The organism is Mesorhizobium sp. UC74_2 (assembly GCF_042701485.1).
Lineage (GTDB): Bacteria > Pseudomonadota > Alphaproteobacteria > Rhizobiales > Rhizobiaceae > Mesorhizobium.
The window spans coordinates 2,528,998-2,543,902 of sequence record NZ_CP170562.1 but is presented as its reverse complement, the minus strand read 5'-3'; the positions used below and the strand labels follow the sequence as shown (position 1 = coordinate 2,543,902).

At 55.9% G+C, this 14,905-nt stretch carries 17 protein-coding genes and 1 pseudogene; 6 read left to right on the top strand and 12 right to left on the bottom strand.

Translation table 11 applies throughout. The annotated features are described in order from the left end of the window. Positions 1 to 186: 186 nt before the first annotated feature. From ACFJIU_RS12245 to ACFJIU_RS12220, 6 genes and pseudogenes are all read right to left on the bottom strand, one after another. Entirely contained in the window at positions 187 to 939 is a 753-nt protein-coding gene (locus ACFJIU_RS12245) for an NYN domain-containing protein (protein ID WP_379071699.1), read from the bottom strand. A gap of 2 nt (positions 940 to 941) precedes the next feature. Further along, positions 942 to 1,900: pseudogene (ftsZ, locus tag ACFJIU_RS12240) on the bottom strand (cell division protein FtsZ). A gap of 125 nt (positions 1,901 to 2,025) precedes the next feature. Next, on the bottom strand, positions 2,026 to 2,268 hold the full coding sequence (locus ACFJIU_RS12235) for a hypothetical protein (RefSeq protein WP_379071697.1): 243 nt from the start codon (positions 2,266 to 2,268) through the stop codon (positions 2,026 to 2,028). Positions 2,269 to 2,895: 627 nt separating this feature from the next. Further along, positions 2,896 to 3,183, bottom strand: coding sequence for a 30S ribosomal protein S21 (rpsU, locus tag ACFJIU_RS12230; RefSeq protein WP_379073064.1), 288 nt, complete (start codon positions 3,181 to 3,183; stop codon positions 2,896 to 2,898). Positions 3,184 to 3,493: 310 nt separating this feature from the next. Beyond that, positions 3,494 to 3,724 carry a hypothetical protein gene (locus tag ACFJIU_RS12225; protein ID WP_379071694.1) on the bottom strand — a complete coding sequence of 77 codons (231 nt, stop codon included), beginning with the start codon at positions 3,722 to 3,724 and terminating at the stop codon, positions 3,494 to 3,496. A 135-nt stretch (positions 3,725 to 3,859) separates the two neighbouring features. After that, positions 3,860 to 4,069, bottom strand: coding sequence for a cold-shock protein (locus ACFJIU_RS12220; protein WP_379071691.1), 210 nt, complete (start codon positions 4,067 to 4,069; stop codon positions 3,860 to 3,862). Between the two features lie 404 nt (positions 4,070 to 4,473). On the opposite strand from ACFJIU_RS12220, the gene ACFJIU_RS12215 reads away from it, so the two are divergent. Beyond that, positions 4,474 to 4,725, top strand: coding sequence for a hypothetical protein (locus tag ACFJIU_RS12215; protein WP_379071688.1), 252 nt, complete (start codon positions 4,474 to 4,476; stop codon positions 4,723 to 4,725). Between the two features lie 690 nt (positions 4,726 to 5,415). Beyond that, on the top strand, positions 5,416 to 5,703 hold the full coding sequence (locus ACFJIU_RS12210) for a DUF1488 domain-containing protein (protein ID WP_379071685.1): 288 nt from the start codon (positions 5,416 to 5,418) through the stop codon (positions 5,701 to 5,703). Here the strand turns inward: ACFJIU_RS12210 and ACFJIU_RS12205 are convergent. Next, positions 5,700 to 5,954 carry a hypothetical protein gene (locus tag ACFJIU_RS12205; RefSeq protein WP_379071682.1) on the bottom strand — a complete coding sequence of 85 codons (255 nt, stop codon included), beginning with the start codon at positions 5,952 to 5,954 and terminating at the stop codon, positions 5,700 to 5,702. The genes ACFJIU_RS12210 and ACFJIU_RS12205 overlap by 4 nt on opposite strands. Before the next feature lie 556 nt (positions 5,955 to 6,510). Between ACFJIU_RS12205 and ACFJIU_RS12200 the strand changes: the two genes are divergently transcribed. Beyond that, on the top strand, positions 6,511 to 6,942 hold the full coding sequence (locus ACFJIU_RS12200) for a hypothetical protein (protein ID WP_379071679.1): 432 nt from the start codon (positions 6,511 to 6,513) through the stop codon (positions 6,940 to 6,942). 766 nt (positions 6,943 to 7,708) lie between these two features. Here ACFJIU_RS12200 and ACFJIU_RS12195 read toward each other — a convergent pair. Next, a complete protein-coding gene (locus ACFJIU_RS12195; RefSeq protein ID WP_379071676.1) occupies positions 7,709 to 7,957 on the bottom strand; it encodes a DUF982 domain-containing protein in 249 nt (82 codons plus the stop codon). 117 nt (positions 7,958 to 8,074) lie between these two features. On the opposite strand from ACFJIU_RS12195, the gene ACFJIU_RS12190 reads away from it, so the two are divergent. The 3 genes from ACFJIU_RS12190 to ACFJIU_RS12180 all read left to right on the top strand — a co-directional run bounded on the left by ACFJIU_RS12190 (position 8,075) and on the right by ACFJIU_RS12180 (position 12,543). Continuing rightward, complete coding sequence (locus tag ACFJIU_RS12190) at positions 8,075 to 8,338, top strand: DUF982 domain-containing protein (protein ID WP_379071673.1); 264 nt, start codon at positions 8,075 to 8,077, stop codon at positions 8,336 to 8,338. A gap of 1,339 nt (positions 8,339 to 9,677) precedes the next feature. Then, complete coding sequence (locus ACFJIU_RS12185; protein ID WP_379071670.1) at positions 9,678 to 10,004, top strand: DUF2934 domain-containing protein; 327 nt, start codon at positions 9,678 to 9,680, stop codon at positions 10,002 to 10,004. A 625-nt stretch (positions 10,005 to 10,629) separates the two neighbouring features. Further along, the gene (locus ACFJIU_RS12180; protein ID WP_379071668.1) at positions 10,630 to 12,543 is read left to right on the top strand and encodes an AI-2E family transporter; all 1,914 of its coding nucleotides are present in this window, start codon (positions 10,630 to 10,632) and stop codon (positions 12,541 to 12,543) included. Positions 12,544 to 12,632: 89 nt separating this feature from the next. Here ACFJIU_RS12180 and ACFJIU_RS12175 read toward each other — a convergent pair whose 3' ends face one another. The 4 genes from ACFJIU_RS12175 to ACFJIU_RS12160 all read right to left on the bottom strand — a co-directional run bounded on the left by ACFJIU_RS12175 (position 12,633) and on the right by ACFJIU_RS12160 (position 14,655). After that, entirely contained in the window at positions 12,633 to 13,172 is a 540-nt protein-coding gene (locus ACFJIU_RS12175) for a DUF4142 domain-containing protein (protein ID WP_379071665.1), read from the bottom strand. 315 nt (positions 13,173 to 13,487) lie between these two features. Continuing rightward, a complete protein-coding gene (locus ACFJIU_RS12170; protein WP_379071663.1) occupies positions 13,488 to 13,793 on the bottom strand; it encodes a hypothetical protein in 306 nt (101 codons plus the stop codon). A 314-nt stretch (positions 13,794 to 14,107) separates the two neighbouring features. Next, positions 14,108 to 14,395: a hypothetical protein gene (locus ACFJIU_RS12165; RefSeq protein WP_379071660.1), complete on the bottom strand. Its 288-nt coding sequence runs from the start codon at positions 14,393 to 14,395 to the stop codon at positions 14,108 to 14,110. Continuing rightward, positions 14,392 to 14,655, bottom strand: coding sequence for a hypothetical protein (locus ACFJIU_RS12160; protein WP_379073063.1), 264 nt, complete (start codon positions 14,653 to 14,655; stop codon positions 14,392 to 14,394). Before ACFJIU_RS12160 ends, ACFJIU_RS12165 begins: the two co-directional genes overlap by 4 nt. Between the last annotated feature and the right edge of the window lie 250 nt (positions 14,656 to 14,905).

The window sequence follows — 14,905 nt, the reverse complement described above, 5'->3', positions numbered from 1 at the left end:
GCGTTGCGACAAGTGGACGGGCGATGTGAGGACCGAACCCCGCCTTCAATCCCAACCAGAATATAGAAAGGAAGCGGCCTGCGCGCTGTCCAAGGGGCGACTGATGCCCCCGCCAATGGTTGTGACCGTGATCTTGGTTCTGGAATCTTTCCTGCGCCCATTGTTCCGGTCCTGGATGACGATTTGTCATCTCTTGCGCCGCGATTGCACCGGCGCCTCCAGCTTGATCCTGATGCGCAAGGTTCCTCCCTCGGGGTGATCGATCTCGAAGGCATTGGTCTTGCGCACCAGATCGCTCAGCTTGCGAAAGCCGAAAGTGCGGGGATCGAAGTCGGAGGCTAGATTGGCGAGCCTCGTGCCGACAGCGCCTAACGGAACCCAGCCGTCCTCGCTTTCCATCTGCGCAATGACCTTGCGAATGATGGGCACGGCTGCGGACGAGGGCAGCAGCGGCTTTGTGCTTGCAACAGTCTCAGGCTCATTTCCAGGTGCAGACGGCAACAAATTCTCGGTGTAAACAAACCGGCGGCAGGCCTGCCGAAAACTCTCGGGTGTCTTTTGCTCGCCAAAGCCGAACACGTCGATGCCCTGCTCGCGGATGCGGGCGGCGAGCCGGGTGAAATCACTGTCGGAAGAGACCAGGCAAAAGCCATCGAAACGGCCGCTATGGAGAAGATCCATGGCGTCGATGACCAGCGTTATATCTGAGGCGTTCTTACCGGTCGTATAGGCGAACTGTTGGTGGGGCACGATGGCATGCCGCGAGAGCACGTCGGCCCAGGCCTTCGAGCGTGAGCCGGAAAAATCGCCGTAAATGCGGCGCACACTGGCTTCGCCAATCTTGGCGATTTCTTCAAACAGCCCATCGGCGATCTTGGCAGAGGCGTTGTCGGCGTCGATCAGAACAGCCAGGCGGGGTGAACGGGGTTCGGATGGCATCGTCAGCTTCCCTTAGACCAATCTCTGCTCGAACTGGGCACGATGAGGCTCTGAAGACCGGTTGCGACGACACAGACCCTGAACATTCCCTTCAAGACCGGATCATAGATGGCCCCCACGACGATGTCTGCATCACCGCCTACCTCCTCGCGGATGCGTGTGGCTGCCTCGTCGACCTCGAACAGCGGCATGTCCGGTCCGCCTGAAATAGACACCAAGACGGCTTTGGCGCCACCCATCTTTGTCTCGTCGAAAAGCGGGGTTGCATTTGCCCCATCGGCCGCTGCCTTCGCTCGACCTTCTCTCATGGATTGCCCTGTTCCCATCATGGCTCGGCCCTTGCCGCGCATTACCGCACACACATCAGCGAAGTCGAGATTGATCAGCCTTTCCTTGACGATGAGGTCCGTGACGCAGCCCACGCCTGTGTAGAGGAGGCGGTCGGCCAGGATGAAAGCGTCATCCGCGACCCGAAACAAATTCTGATCGGGGATCACAATGATCGTGTCTGCACATTGGCGTAGCGGCTCGATGCCTTCCTGGGCAGACTGCATTTTAGCCGGCTACCCTCGAAGGCGAACGGCTTCGTTACCACCGCGACCGTCAGGATGCCACGCTTCCGTGCAGCCTGCGCAATGACCGGACCGGCGCCAGTTCCTGTTCCGTCTGCCATCCCCGCCGTCACGAAACACATATGCGAGTCCGTCAGATGGTCCATGATCTCGGTTAGTGTTTCTTCGGCTGAAGCATAGCCGACCTGCGGTATGGAGCCGGCCCCAAGACCTTCCGTCACATCTCCCAGTTGGACCATGGAAAGCGCCGGAACGTCGTTGTTTGCTGCGACGAAATCCACGCCCGCGAGTTGCTGGGCAGTCATGTTGTTGACGGCGTTTCCGCCGCCGCCAACACCGATCACGGTGATCCTGGGCTTCAATTCGACAATGCTTGGGGTAGCGGTCATGCTGTTTTCCTGTTTGGATGCGTGATACGGATCCGAGGCTGCAGTCAAGCAACTCCTGCGTCCATCACAGGATCAAACGCGATGGCAAAGAAAGGATCGCCAACGGGCGCAGTTCATGCAAGAATCTAGTAGGAGCGATCGTCGCGGCGGGCCTTGGCCACACTGTTTTGTTCTTCCCCGTTATCTGGACGGTTGAGGGTAACCGTGCACCGGATCAGAAAATTCCAGTCAGGGCCGTGCTCGACGATGAGATGGAGGTCGGATATTTCTTCGAAATAGTGTTCGATGCTCCTGGCGCCGTCTTCGGTGCGATACTCTATGACGGCTTTCCAGCGCTTTTCGGCATGCAGCGTGAAGATGTTGGTCATTGCGGGCCTTTCACAGTGAGACGCCACGGGTTCAAAATCCACACTTGAAGCATTCCCACACCTAGCCATCCATCCGGCCGGATTGATCCCATCTGAACTGTTCCCGACTTGACGCGCGCGCTGCTTCGCAACGCAGCTCTTCACAATTTATCGGCCATTCCCGCATGCCAGCTTGGCGCATGCGAGGCTCGCAAAGAAAGTCTCAGTGACAGGAACTTCTTCAGTACGGTGCTCGCATCGTCGCGTTTCTATCATTTGGCGTGGGTAAATATCCTTCTAGCTAGGCTCGTTTCATTCGCGCAGCATGGTGGAACGACTGCTTGCAGGCTGTCTTGCATGGCCAATCGATCGCGGCGTTCGTTTTTACTGCGCATGCGACACCACTGAGAAGTGTTTTGGCCGGCAGCATCCTCGTGATGCAATACGGTGCCTACGTCTGGAAAAAATGCCCTTAAGCGCGACTTGACGAGGACCAACTTCCGAAAACATGTGAGCCGACACTTCGCGCCAGCCTGACGACGTCGATGCGATGAAGCAGTCATCCTTCGCCTCGATCTTGTGACGGTGCCGTTCAAGGTCGTCAGGATAGATTGGTACCACGTGCGAGAACGCTAAATGCAAGAACTCCTAAGGCTTTGCCCAGCCTTCGCCGGTTCGTTCGGCACCGGGTGAGGGCTTCCGACCCAGCGGAGCCTTTGTTTTCGAGGGAGGCAGAAGCCCTTCTTTCTGGGCTCGCTTTCTGGCAAGCTTATGCGATCTCCTGACTGCTTCAGCCCTCTGGCGGATCTTTCTTTCAGATGGTTTCTCGTATGCTCTTCTGGCTTTCATCTCGCGAAAGACACCTTCGCGCTGCATCTTCTTTTTCAGCACCCTTAGTGCTTGTTCCACATTGTTGTCGCGTACGACTACCTGCACCACATCTCCCTGCTGATCCGTTGCGAGCAACGGACATTGCGGCTGCCAGAGTAGCGAGCCGTGAACCTGCACCATAGACCCTCCTGCTGAAAACGCGACCTGCTTTGCCGCCGGATCGACCGGTCCGGACACTCGCTCGCCTCTCCGGCTGTGGTGATAGGTGAGCAGGCCGGTGTTCACCGTCATCTGGTCGACCTGAAACGATCGTCGCCTTGTTGCAAAGCCGCAGCGAACCCGGCCCCAATTCGAACATGCTTTTCTGAACTGAACTTGCTCTCATAGGAAGCAAAGTACCTCCAATCCAGCCAGTTCAAGCGCGCGCCATCAGGCGTTTTCGGGCGGTCGTTGGCAGTTTCGCCGGCTTGTTCGCAGCACCGATTGTCTCTTGCGCAAGCCTTGCCTGACGCAGACGTTCAGTCATTGCCACGCGCACTGCTTTCTCACCTTCGAGGATTTCCCTTGCAGCCATGCTGGTCAGGTCACTCTTGAGCTCGGAGGAATTTGGCTTGGGTTTGAAAATGCCGTCAGGCACGTTTTTCATGATCAGTTTCCGGTTTTCATGATCAGTTTCCGGTCAACGAAAAAAGGCCGGGCAAGCCCGACCTTCCTCAAAGTCATCTCGATAGCCGATGCCAGTACATCCGTGGTCAAAGGTCAGAAACGACTGTTCTGGGTTTTAGATCGCCTGTAGATTTTCGGCTGAGCTTTTGCCCGTCTTGCGGTCGGCGACCACCTCAAAGCTCAGTTTCTGCCCCTCGGCCAAGCCGCGCATGCCTGCGCGCTCTACAGCCGTCACATGGACAAACACATCATTGGTGCCATCATCCAACTGGATGAATCCGAAGCCTTTGGCGGAATTAAAAAATTTCACCGTACCGGATGCCATCGAGATATTCCTTTCGATTGCCATAGAAATAGCCGCTCAGCATTATGCCAAGAGCCTCAGTCTTTCGAAATTGAGAGGAAGATCGTTTCGGCGCTCGGAAGCGAAAAAGCAAACTAAACAGGCAAGTTCGATAATTATGATTTAGACTAGAAACGATAAGTTTGCAAGGCAGATGTGAGAATATTAAAATAAGACACGATCGCCTGGGTTGTCATATTGCTGTCAGTAGCCGAAAAAATTTGGAAAGATTTTCAAGATCTCTTCGAGATACATCTCGCTCCTGTGCGATTTTCCTCGCTTTCGCCGGTCTGATCGTATAGGGTGGATTTGTCGGCGGCCATCTCAAGGGCGCTGCCGATTGAGGGCGGCCATCGTGCCCTAGCCCCAACAAAAAGGAGGACCTCATGTCTTCCATCGACGAGGCTCCCATCGACGCTCCAGCAACGTACATCTCATCTATCCAGTCGATGAGCAAAAATGGTCTCTCCTGGCTATGGCAGGGCTTGCGGAGCGCAAGCGGGGATCATTCGGACGCGCTCCGCAATTTACCGACCATCGTTCGCCCTCGTTCAAAATTTCACCGCCGCAGTGATGGCGATGCAGTCGGCACGGTGCGCCGCGCGTTAGAGACAAAGAACCGTCATCGGCTGATTTAGCGGGTCACTGCGTCGAATCCGTCTGGCTTGGTGCAACGATCGCGCAGCGGACTGCGGCCTATCCCGGCAACGCAGCAGCCCTCTCAAAGGGCGTCAATCCTGCACCTAATGTTTAAATTTGAACGGATAATTGCCATGAGAACCAATATTTCGATCCACACCCAGTCGGTCCTTCGTCACGGCTACTTTTTGACCATGGTGACGTTCACTGCCGCGGTCGTATTCATATCCTACTGCACTCTTTTTGTTGGCCTCTCATAGCCTGCGTTGGGCAGGCGATGCAGCCCGTATCATGCATGCAGCTCTTATGATTGATGTGTGTCCATGCCCCGCCGAAGGCGGACACCGACACTGTCGCGCCTATCGAAGAAAGATCAAACATGAATGAACATGTCACCACAGCCATACGTACATCCCTTGCCATGAAAGCGTGGAGCGACGAAAGCGAGGCGCTCTATCCCGGCTCGATGGATCATCACTACGGCCGCCGCGTGGAAATGAATGGGTCCTGGACCGTCTACCATGTTTTCAGCGGTTCTCCCGCTCGTATCTGCGGTCACTCGACTAGCGGTCTCAGCCTGCCAGGCGCAACCGACCTCATGATGTTCCTGAACGGGCGCAACGAAGATCTTCGCAGAAGGCGCGATGGACTGAAATTTGGCGAGACGGCCAGGCCAGGGCTATTCGCCCATGACGCTCGAATTTCCAAACCAGAGCCGCAGCTTTGATGAGATGCGTAGCGCGATACGCTTTTCCGGCTATGACGGTATGATGCAGGTGCCATTCCTGATCGAGGCGGCGGCGCTCCCGAAATCAACCGGTTTGACCGCCGCAAGAACGCCATCGGAAGCGGTGTGTCTTGCGGCTTTCGATCAAGCGCGGGCTTCAATTGAGAAGGTCGCGCGCATTATCTATTCTCGCAATCGCCGGCCTCTCTATGTTCTTACTTCCCATGATTTTGCAGGCCGTTCGCGTTAGCGTTGGATACTATCTGCCCATAAATTCTGTTCTTTAATACGTTTAGATTTTTTGGTTATGATAAAAATGATTTCGCCGTGAAATTTTCCAAGTTTAAGGAAATGGCTTAAAATAGTATTTTTAAATAGACTCGCGGAATAATTGGGAGCATGGTGGATCTTATCGTGAAGGCGGGCTGAATTTGCCTTGCCGAGAAAGGTTTCATGCTTTTCACCTTCTTTACCGGCGACGGCGCAGCCTTTGCGCGCCATGGTCTGGACCTTGCCGTTTGCTTCGAAAATTTTAAACGCGGCTGCCGATCAAGAGACCCCAGTCGTGACTGACCAATCGTTGGACAACAACGAAATTGGCGTGTTTTGCCCGGACTGTCGTCACGAGACGAAGAAAAACATTGGCTGGGTGAAAACGCATACTCAGCTGGAATGCAGGAACTGCGGCGCAATCATCGACATCGAAAGCAGGAATTTTCGCATCGCGGACTCCACGCGGACAAAGAGGTAGCTCACCAGTCGATACTCACGGGTGCCAATGGACAGCAGCTTGCTTAGCTTGATGTGCCGGGCACTGCGATGGACTGGATTTAAAAAGGATGCTCCAGCGATGACAAAAGCAGTGCGCCTCGGGGATCAGATGCTGGCAATCCTGGCTGTGATCATGGTGTTCGGTGTTGGTGGTTATCTAGGCTACATCTTTTTTGGCAGCATCAATTGGTAGGCCGGGAGGTGAGGGGTGATTAGAAGTGCCGGCTCCCGCTCATGGCCGCCCCGAATGTTCCCGTCATCGACATGGCCATCTAAGAAGATGCGCATGACCAGTTTGGCCACCCTGATCTCGGCCTGCGAGCGGCTTAAAGGCCCCAGTCCGCAATTGGATTTGGTAATCGAAAAGTATTTTTCAGACTGGGAGCAGCTGTGGGTCAGTCAGTTCAGGCACAGGAAAACCGGAGAGGTCATTCACACTCCGTACCGCGTTCCTCCAGCCTACACTGGGTCACTCCACGCAGCTGTTGCCCTGACGGGGCAACTGCTTCCTGGATGGCAGTGGGGACTTCATCCGTATGCAGGCAGCCGGCGTGCGTATGTGGTTGAGGACAATCCCACTCGTCTTGTGCCCGTCGTCGCGGACCACGCCTGTACGGCGATAGCTTTGGTGATGGCCACGCTACGCGCCTGTCTTCTCGAAAAGGAAATCGGCACCTCGATCGTCCCAGTGTCCAAATCCTTTCGCAAGGCAGGCTGATTCCAAATGGGAAATGCCTTATGCGCTTTTCCTGCTAGGATCGGTTCCAGGTGCGACGTTGTTCCATGCCATTGGATGAAGGGCATGGGCTTTTCGTGGCCGTTCCTCGAGATCCGCTTGATCAAACACCCCATGAAAAAGCAAGTCTGTCGTCGCCCTCGCCAGCTCAACTGGAGCAAGATGGCATTGTAGATGCTTGCGAGAAGCGTGACGTCGTTTGCATAGGACAGGCCGATGATGGGGGGCTCGGCCAATGCTTTCTCCCTGGGGAGGAAGCATAATTTTCGCTCACAGTCGGCGCTGCCCTGTTCATCATGCGCTCAATTCGGCGCAAGTCTGTACGAATCCAAAACCGATCACTTACAAAAACTGTGGCTGGAGCCGGCGACGAGAGAGTTCGTAACAACTCCGCCTTATCCAGATAGCCGCCAGCCCGGCGATTGTCGCGGTCCGATGCGCGCCGTGAGTGTCCTACCAAGACCGTCGTCGTACAGCGGAGCATCCAGTGATCGACTTAAAGGAGGCGGCTGAACTTTCGTTTTGCGACAACAAGGGTCTGTTTGGTTCCCGCTCCGACTATAGTCCAGTTCGAGCACTTGTCGGCTGCGCTGATCTTTTGCGGTCAAGACGATGCATGCCCGCTATAGACACCATTGCCGCATCCCGGTGCAGTCAGGAAGCATCTATCGCTGGAGCGATATTTCCGCACTTTATCAAAGCATGATGGGCCGTGATATTGAGCAAGCAAAGCGGAGAGGTTGTCGTTTCATAAATTGACCAAGATACCAGCTTCTCGCGCTGCGAGGATGAATGCGCGCCTCGCACCTTCCACAGATCTCTTGCCCTCGCTCGCATCAGAGCAGGCCTGTAGCGCTGCTCGATGCTTGTCACCCCGTTTGCCAGGCCACTCCCGGAGCAGGAAACTTGTGCAGGCTGAGACGTCCGCAAGGCTTTTGCTGCCGCCCGCAGGATCGATACGGACGGTGACTGCACTTTCAAATTTTGGATTTTCCATTCCCGCTCTTACGGCCTAACGGTGAAAGTAGCGAGGATTATTTTACGACGGGCAGGAACAGCAAAATAGTGACGGACATGGCTTTTCGATTTGGTCGCCCGATCGTACAGTATTTTCATGAAAGATCATTCCTTTCGAGCGGCGATTGTCATCTATGTTGGCGTGCATTCAAAGTTTTATATCGTCTCGAGTGTATCTGAGGCGACGGATTTTCTTTTCGAAAACTGGGCGACCAACGACAGTCTGCGCTGGGTCGAAGCGATAGACAGATGCGCCAGGGCAGGGGCTGGCAAGGCGAGCATGGAAGGTGCGCGATCTGCTTTCTTGGTCGCTGTCAAGGCCGCAGGCATGAGCGTGGATTCCTCTGTCCTCCTGTTTTAAAGGCAGTGTAGTCTTTTGAGACTTGGCGAGAGTCGAGACAATCGCCTGTGTCGTGACATCAACGCTGATCAGAGCGTTCCAGCAGCCTCGGACGCGGGCGTTCAGCAGACGGCCTTGGCTCGGACTGCTATCTTGGACGTTGCGCAGGCCCTTAAATGAGGACATGTGAGCATTTAGCTGTCGGCGCGTCGCGCTGCGGGTTTTGATTGGTGCAACAACGCAAATGTTACCCAGCTCGGGCTGGGTTTTGCACTAAAAACCGGCCCGACATGCGTTGAGACACACCGAGCCGGACCGTATTGCCAACGAATAAATCCGTCAGCCCGGGGAACTGCGTAAGAAATTTTGCTTTTACCAAATGCAGCAATTCATTGTCGGCCGAAGCGAAGGGTGATGGTGATGCACCGCCCTGAGCGCTGGCAGGCTACCGGCACCTGGCTCACGATACGACTTTCAGTTGAGAAGAGCGAGTGCTCATATGAATCGGCGGTTGTGTGGATTTGTGTACGGCGCAACCAAATATTGGCTGTCGCGAGCATACTTTTCCTGCGATCAAACTCCTTACCAGAATGAATTCGAGGCACCGGCGCGGCGGTGCTGATATGCACGCGCCGGTAACCACCTGGTGATGTCCATGTCCGATCCGCTTCTATCCGCGTGCCGTGTGATCCGGACTATTGGTATGTGGCTCATCTCCACTATTCCTTGGCGCGCCCCCTAAGTTTGCTGTAACCCTACCGTCAGGTCGTGTCCTTGCCGCGCAGGACATATTGTGCCGATGGCCGGTTGCCGAGTGGGTCAAAGGATTTTTAAGCCGTGCGCTTGCCCTTGCTTTGGCTTTCTGATGCCGCGATTGCCCCGTCGTTGCTTCCTCGCCGTGATCCAAACTCCTTTCGATGAGAGTGCCGCTGTCGAGCGACATGCGCATCGGTTCGAGATGGGCTTGCGCGGTCATTCGCTCATGACCTCGTTTTCCTTGCGAATGCGATACTGGGGCGAGTCCCCTTGAAGAGGAAGTGTGCCTGTGACGTGATAGATGTCATCAGTTTTAGGAAATGTGTCGAAGCTGCTCCTCACCCGAACCAACTGCCCAATTGCATACAGATGCGTAACAGCTTCACGGCGTGCCGTGCGGTGAGAAAGAGATTCTATCCGACCAAATCTTAGATCCATGCAATAACTTCAGGAGGTGCTCGCATGTACGGTCTTATTTGTAGTTGCCTCCTATCTTATTCTTTATGAGCTGATGTAGCCGGGCCCTGTTGGACGGAGTTGCCGCTTGAAAGCGAAAGCTTCTCTGTTCCCACGTGGCCTATGGCGCCTCGAGACAGACAAGGCCATGACACAAGAACGCAACAGGCGAGATGCGCGCATCGTCAGACGTGCCGCGGAGATTTGGTCCGAAGAAGGACGGCCGATGAACAGGCATGAAGAGCAGTGGCTCATGGCCATGCGAGAGATCGATGACGAAGACCGAAGTGGTGACGCTGCGACTTGGGAGTCAGCGATGGCGCGACTCGCTGGAGCGGAAATCGACGTTTATCGCGAAGCCCTCGGACAATCCGCCTCGGCGCTCAGTAACGATGACATAACCAGCGCGGCTGTCGTGATCTCCAGAATTCGCGCAATCACCAACGCGGCCAAGCGGATTTTCCTAAGGCGTTGATCGGAAGCCACAAGTTGATGCACACCTGATCTTCGCCTGACATTTTGTACGAGTTTAGGGTCAGAGCGTATTGTAAGTAAGCCCGCCGGCGCCATCGTGAGGAGGATATCTCCAAGCGGTCTGCTCGAGCCGCGGCGTGATGATGGCAAAAGAGACGGGCCAACGATTGCGCTGATCAAGCAAGTGGCGAGCCGAGCAGCCATTCGTCGGCGGCGTTTGCAGCGGCCAGTTCCAGCGCCCTTGGAGCGAGGATACCCGCTTATGGGGCGTTGAGGATCTCGAAGGCTTGGTCGACGGATTCCACCTCGCGCGGAAATCCAAGATCGACAAAGATGGAAACGGATTGCGCGAAACGCTTCATCGAACGTTCTCGGTTGTGGGCAACACTGAAAATATCCGGTTTGCTGCAACGAACGATCCGGCACTTGGTTCAAACGAATTCATCCCTTCGAAGAGGGAGGCGCATGCCGAGCTCCGGGACCGGACTTGCCGCCGTGATGGGGTACTTCAATCGAACGGCTGCAGCCAATTCTCCGATCCGTGTTAGGAATGACCAACATCGTATCATTGAAGCTTGACCATGATATCTTCCTCCTTCCTGACAGCTCGGCTGGCGACTGCCGCGATGATGATCGCCGCGATTGTCGTTCTGTATGAGGCCAAGGAACTCCTGCTGCCCCTCGCGATCGCGGTCCTGCTGACATTCGCACTGGCTCCGATCGTGACCTTCCTCAGGAGGATGAAGTTCCCGCGCCTGGCGGCCGTGATGGGAGCGGTTGCGTTCGCCTTCGCGGTCATGTCGATCTTCAGTTTGATTCTCGTCACCCAGGTCAGTCAGGTCGCGCAGGATATCCCGACCTACCAATCGAACATTGTGGAGAAGATCCGGATCCTGAAGGAGACCGGTTCCGAAGACGGTGTCGTCAGCCGCCTCGGGCGCATGTTCGAGCGCGTAAACACCGAGATCAATGAATCGGCCTCTACCACATCTCCTGCGAACCCGCGTGTCCAAGGTGACCAGAAGCCATTGCTGGTTCAGATATTCTCACCACAGCGACCCATCGAGACGCTACAGAACATCATTGAACCATTGGTCGGTCCCTTGGCCACAACGGGCCTCGTGATCGTCATCGTGATCTTCATGCTGCTCGAGCGCGAGGAGTTGCGTGATCGCTTCATTCGCCTTGTCGGCTACAGCGATCTTCACCGAACCACGCAGGCTTTGCAGGACGCAGGCAGCCGCGTCGGCAAATACCTTCTGATGCAGCTGGTGGTGAACATCACCTATGGCGTGCCACTGGCGGCAGGCCTGTGGCTTCTCGGCATTCCCAACGCCTTGTTGTGGGGCATGCTGGCGATCGTTTTCCGCTTCGTTCCTTACATCGGGCCGGTTATTGCGGCAGTCATTCCCTTGTTCCTGGCGTTCGCGGTGGCTCCCGGCTGGTCACTGCTGATCTGGACGGCCGGATTGTTCATCCTGCTTGAACTCCTGAGCAACAATGTCATCGAGCCCTGGTTGTACGGCTCCCGCACCGGACTATCGCCCCTTGCGATCATCGTTGCGGCGGTATTCTGGGCATGGCTATGGGGCCCGATAGGATTGGTGCTTTCAACACCGCTGACGGTGTGTCTCGTCGTGCTGGGCCGGCACGTGCCTCAGTTCGAGTTCCTTCAGATCCTGCTTGGCGATGAGCCGGTGCTTGATCCTCATGAACGCCTCTATCAGCGTCTGCTGGCGGACGATCTCGATGAGGCCACAGACAACGCCGAAGAAATGCTCGAGGAGAAATACCTGATCGAGTATTACGGTGCCGTCGGCATACCGGCGCTGTTGCTCGGCGAGCAGGATCGGGCCCGCGGAGCGCTGACAAAGAGCCAGTCAGTGAATCTAGCCGAAAATGCGCGCCATCTCGTCACAAATCTCAACGAGATCGCAGCAGAAGAGGAAGATGAGGCCGGGCAAGATCACGAGGACGACGGCAAGGACACCAGGACAGTAGGCCGTAGCGGCGAGGAAGAGGAAGACAAATTTGATGTCGATCTTCCGGACGGTTCTGGCAAATCGGTTCTATGCATCGGGGGACATGGCGAACTGGACGACGTTGCAGCCATTATGTTGGCGCAGACCGTTTCAGTCGAAGGGGCCGATTGCGAGGCGGCCAGCCACCGCGACGTCGTTCCGGCCAGGATACGCAATCTTTCGGTGGAGGGCCGCCATTCCATCGTACTCGGTTTTCTGAACCCAGAGTCCATGAAATACTCCAGGTTCGCAGTCCGTCGCCTCAGGCGACTGGCTCCTCATGCGCGCATCGGTCTCGTCCTGTGGACATCGCCTGGGAGCGAAAGGCCGTTGGATGAGAAACAGCTTGCCGAACAGCTGGAAGCCGACTTCGTCGCGTTCAGTCTCGTGGATTGCGTCGTGTCAGCGTTGTCCGAAGAAAAGCCGCGTTACTCGAAACCAAAAAGGCTGAGAAGCATCCGGCGATCGCGTTCGGCAACGTCGGGTAGGAAAAAAGTTGCAGCGGCGACAGAAGCTTGAGTTCGCATGAACCACTTTCCGACGCCACGCCAGTGTTCTTGGCATTCTTGCTGACTCAGTCAGGTCATATGCTTTTAGTCGTCTGTGGATCAGCGTTGAGCTTCCGAAAAGCGCTCTTTTGCCTGATTTTCGATGGAGCTGTTTGCACCGGCAATCTTCTCGATAGTTTCTTGGTGTATCTTCAACGTCGGCAGCGTTCGCTGTGCAAATGCCTTCAACTCGGCATTGTCACCATCCCTCGCGTAGCTCTCGAATAGCTCCACCGCATTGATGTGGGCGTGGAGCTGCATCTGGATGTAGGCATTGTCGACGGGCGCCTTGCCGTTCTGGAGCAATTCGATATCAGTTTTGTGCTTGAGATCTAGTTTCTTCGGAACGGTAAGCTTCTGCCTGCTGGCGATTGCCGCGAGGTTGGCGTTGGAGGAGCCGTGATCGGCGATCATGCTCTTGGCGAAATCCTTGACGGCCGCAGCCCGCATCCTGCCTTCGGCGAGCCTGCTTGATCCCACTTCGAACATGCTCCCATCAACGGCTTTGTTGACAAAACTTTGCGCGCTATCGAGGGCCAGCGCAGGAATGACAAATCCCATGGCTGTGATCAGCAACGCCATAAACAGGTGAATCTTCAAGGAAACATCCCTTTTTCCAGCGCCCGGTCGGCTGCAATCCGCAAAGCGGAAATCGGTGGCGGTGTGTAGGAAACGCCGCGGTTGTTGGCATACTCTTCGCGCGACATCATAAGTGCACCGGCGCAATGGTCGGAAACCGCAGGGCAATTCGCTTTCAGCGCACCTGTCTCGCGTCTGGCGGCATCCCGTTCGGTGAGCGCATTCACCTCGACCCATCTGGAACATACTGTCATGCCCGGTGAAGCGACGGTGTTGTACAATTCGTCTAGGCGACCGCTGCTGTTGGGGAGGCCGGTGTCATGCTCCCGCGCTCCACTATTTCGGTGCTGCCGTGAAGGGCGAGAGGTCGATACGTTCTCTAAGGCGCTCGTCATTGCGAAGATTGAGACGGAGCATGCTGCTTGTTGCATCCAAACGCGTCAGACCGGTCATGGCATCGCCACCGGCGCGCGCGGGAACGCCAGTAAACACATGATATACGGTCCAGGAACGATCAGTTTCGATACGGCGGCCATATTGACAATGCATGGGATCATGGCCGGTCGCACCACCCTCATTCTCCCAGACGCTGATCGCGGCGGCTAGCCTTTTGCGTTGACTGTCTCTGACGTCCTTGTCCATGGTCATGTCTTCCGTCGTTGACGGCTTTGGAGCCGATGTGCCCTAAATAGCGCTGCTCGCATCGTTGATCGCCATGTCGTCAGGCGGTTTAGTCATGTCGAGTGTCCGCGGCAGCAGTGCGCAATTTCGGTCGACTTTCCATGCAGATGGCTCCCCTCATCGCAGCAGGACCTCCGCTTCAGTGTTTGCCTTTGCCCTGGGAGGCAATGGCATTCGCACCGACCTTGCTCTGACTGCCGAAGCTGCTTTCAGACTTGGGCGGATCCTTCTCCCGCTTCGGCTTCCTGATCTCGCGATTACTTCGTTTCTGACCTTTAGCCATGTCCGAATGTTCTTTCCATGAGAGTTGCGTCGTTGCTAGACGGCGACATGTAGACCGGCACGAGGCTGTCCTGCGTCGTTACCCGCTCATGACGTTCGTCGTCGTTGCGGATTCGATATTGGAGTGAGTTTCCCTGCGATGGCAGCGTACCGGTGATGTGGTAGATTTCGCTCGGCGGACCGCCCTTGATCCGAACGACCTGCCCAATCCGAAAAAGATGGGGGGAAGCCTCGTGGCTCGCGGGACGGGTTGCGCGTCCGAGCAAGGTTGTAGAGGTCATGGCTGCTGGTGATCCTTTTCGAGTGCGGCATCGAGATCAGCAGGATTGATCGGCGCCATCTGATGTGTCTGGCCATCAATGCCGATGGCTGGCAAGTGAACAAAGGTGCCGACACGCCTCCAGGCGAGGCGGCTGGATAACTCCAACAACTCCTCATCCTGATCGACGCGATAGTCGCCGGATGGCAGCGCGGCGGCGAAGCCGGGCAGCATGAAGGGTTTGGAGAACTGGACGATCTTCTGCGTGGTGCGCGTTGTCATGGTTGATTTCTCCGCAGAAGCGCGCATGCGTGCTTCTGCATCGTTCCCATTCGAGCCGGAACCTTGCTGCCCTGCATCCGTCGTCAGCGCACGGGGTTCATTCCAGAGTTCGAACAGAGCGACATGCGCGCCGGATCGGCGGTTCATGCTATCGAGAATTCGGTTGTGAGTGGTAGGTCTCTGGCGCCGAAAAGCCACGTCGGCCAAATCAACGAAATACATATATGGACCCTGCTCATCCGTTAAGCAA

Coding starts and splice junctions, on each gene's coding strand:
- ACFJIU_RS12180 (WP_379071668.1), top strand. CDS start 10,630: ATGATGATCGCCGCGATTGTCGTTCTGTATGAGGCCAAGGAACTCCTG.
- ACFJIU_RS12200 (WP_379071679.1), top strand. CDS start 6,511: ATGACCAGTTTGGCCACCCTGATCTCGGCCTGCGAGCGGCTTAAAGGC.
- ACFJIU_RS12170 (WP_379071663.1), bottom strand. CDS start 13,793: ATGGACAAGGACGTCAGAGACAGTCAACGCAAAAGGCTAGCCGCCGCG.
- ACFJIU_RS12190 (WP_379071673.1), top strand. CDS start 8,075: ATGAAAGATCATTCCTTTCGAGCGGCGATTGTCATCTATGTTGGCGTG.
- ACFJIU_RS12195 (WP_379071676.1), bottom strand. CDS start 7,957: ATGGAAAATCCAAAATTTGAAAGTGCAGTCACCGTCCGTATCGATCCT.
- ACFJIU_RS12225 (WP_379071694.1), bottom strand. CDS start 3,724: ATGAAAAACGTGCCTGACGGCATTTTCAAACCCAAGCCAAATTCCTCC.
- ACFJIU_RS12235 (WP_379071697.1), bottom strand. CDS start 2,268: ATGACCAACATCTTCACGCTGCATGCCGAAAAGCGCTGGAAAGCCGTC.
- ACFJIU_RS12215 (WP_379071688.1), top strand. CDS start 4,474: ATGTCTTCCATCGACGAGGCTCCCATCGACGCTCCAGCAACGTACATC.
- ACFJIU_RS12185 (WP_379071670.1), top strand. CDS start 9,678: ATGACACAAGAACGCAACAGGCGAGATGCGCGCATCGTCAGACGTGCC.
- ACFJIU_RS12220 (WP_379071691.1), bottom strand. CDS start 4,069: ATGGCATCCGGTACGGTGAAATTTTTTAATTCCGCCAAAGGCTTCGGA.
- ACFJIU_RS12245 (WP_379071699.1), bottom strand. CDS start 939: ATGCCATCCGAACCCCGTTCACCCCGCCTGGCTGTTCTGATCGACGCC.
- ACFJIU_RS12160 (WP_379073063.1), bottom strand. CDS start 14,655: ATGACAACGCGCACCACGCAGAAGATCGTCCAGTTCTCCAAACCCTTC.
- ACFJIU_RS12205 (WP_379071682.1), bottom strand. CDS start 5,954: ATGGCGCGCAAAGGCTGCGCCGTCGCCGGTAAAGAAGGTGAAAAGCAT.
- ACFJIU_RS12165 (WP_379071660.1), bottom strand. CDS start 14,395: ATGACCTCTACAACCTTGCTCGGACGCGCAACCCGTCCCGCGAGCCAC.
- ACFJIU_RS12210 (WP_379071685.1), top strand. CDS start 5,416: ATGACGCTCGAATTTCCAAACCAGAGCCGCAGCTTTGATGAGATGCGT.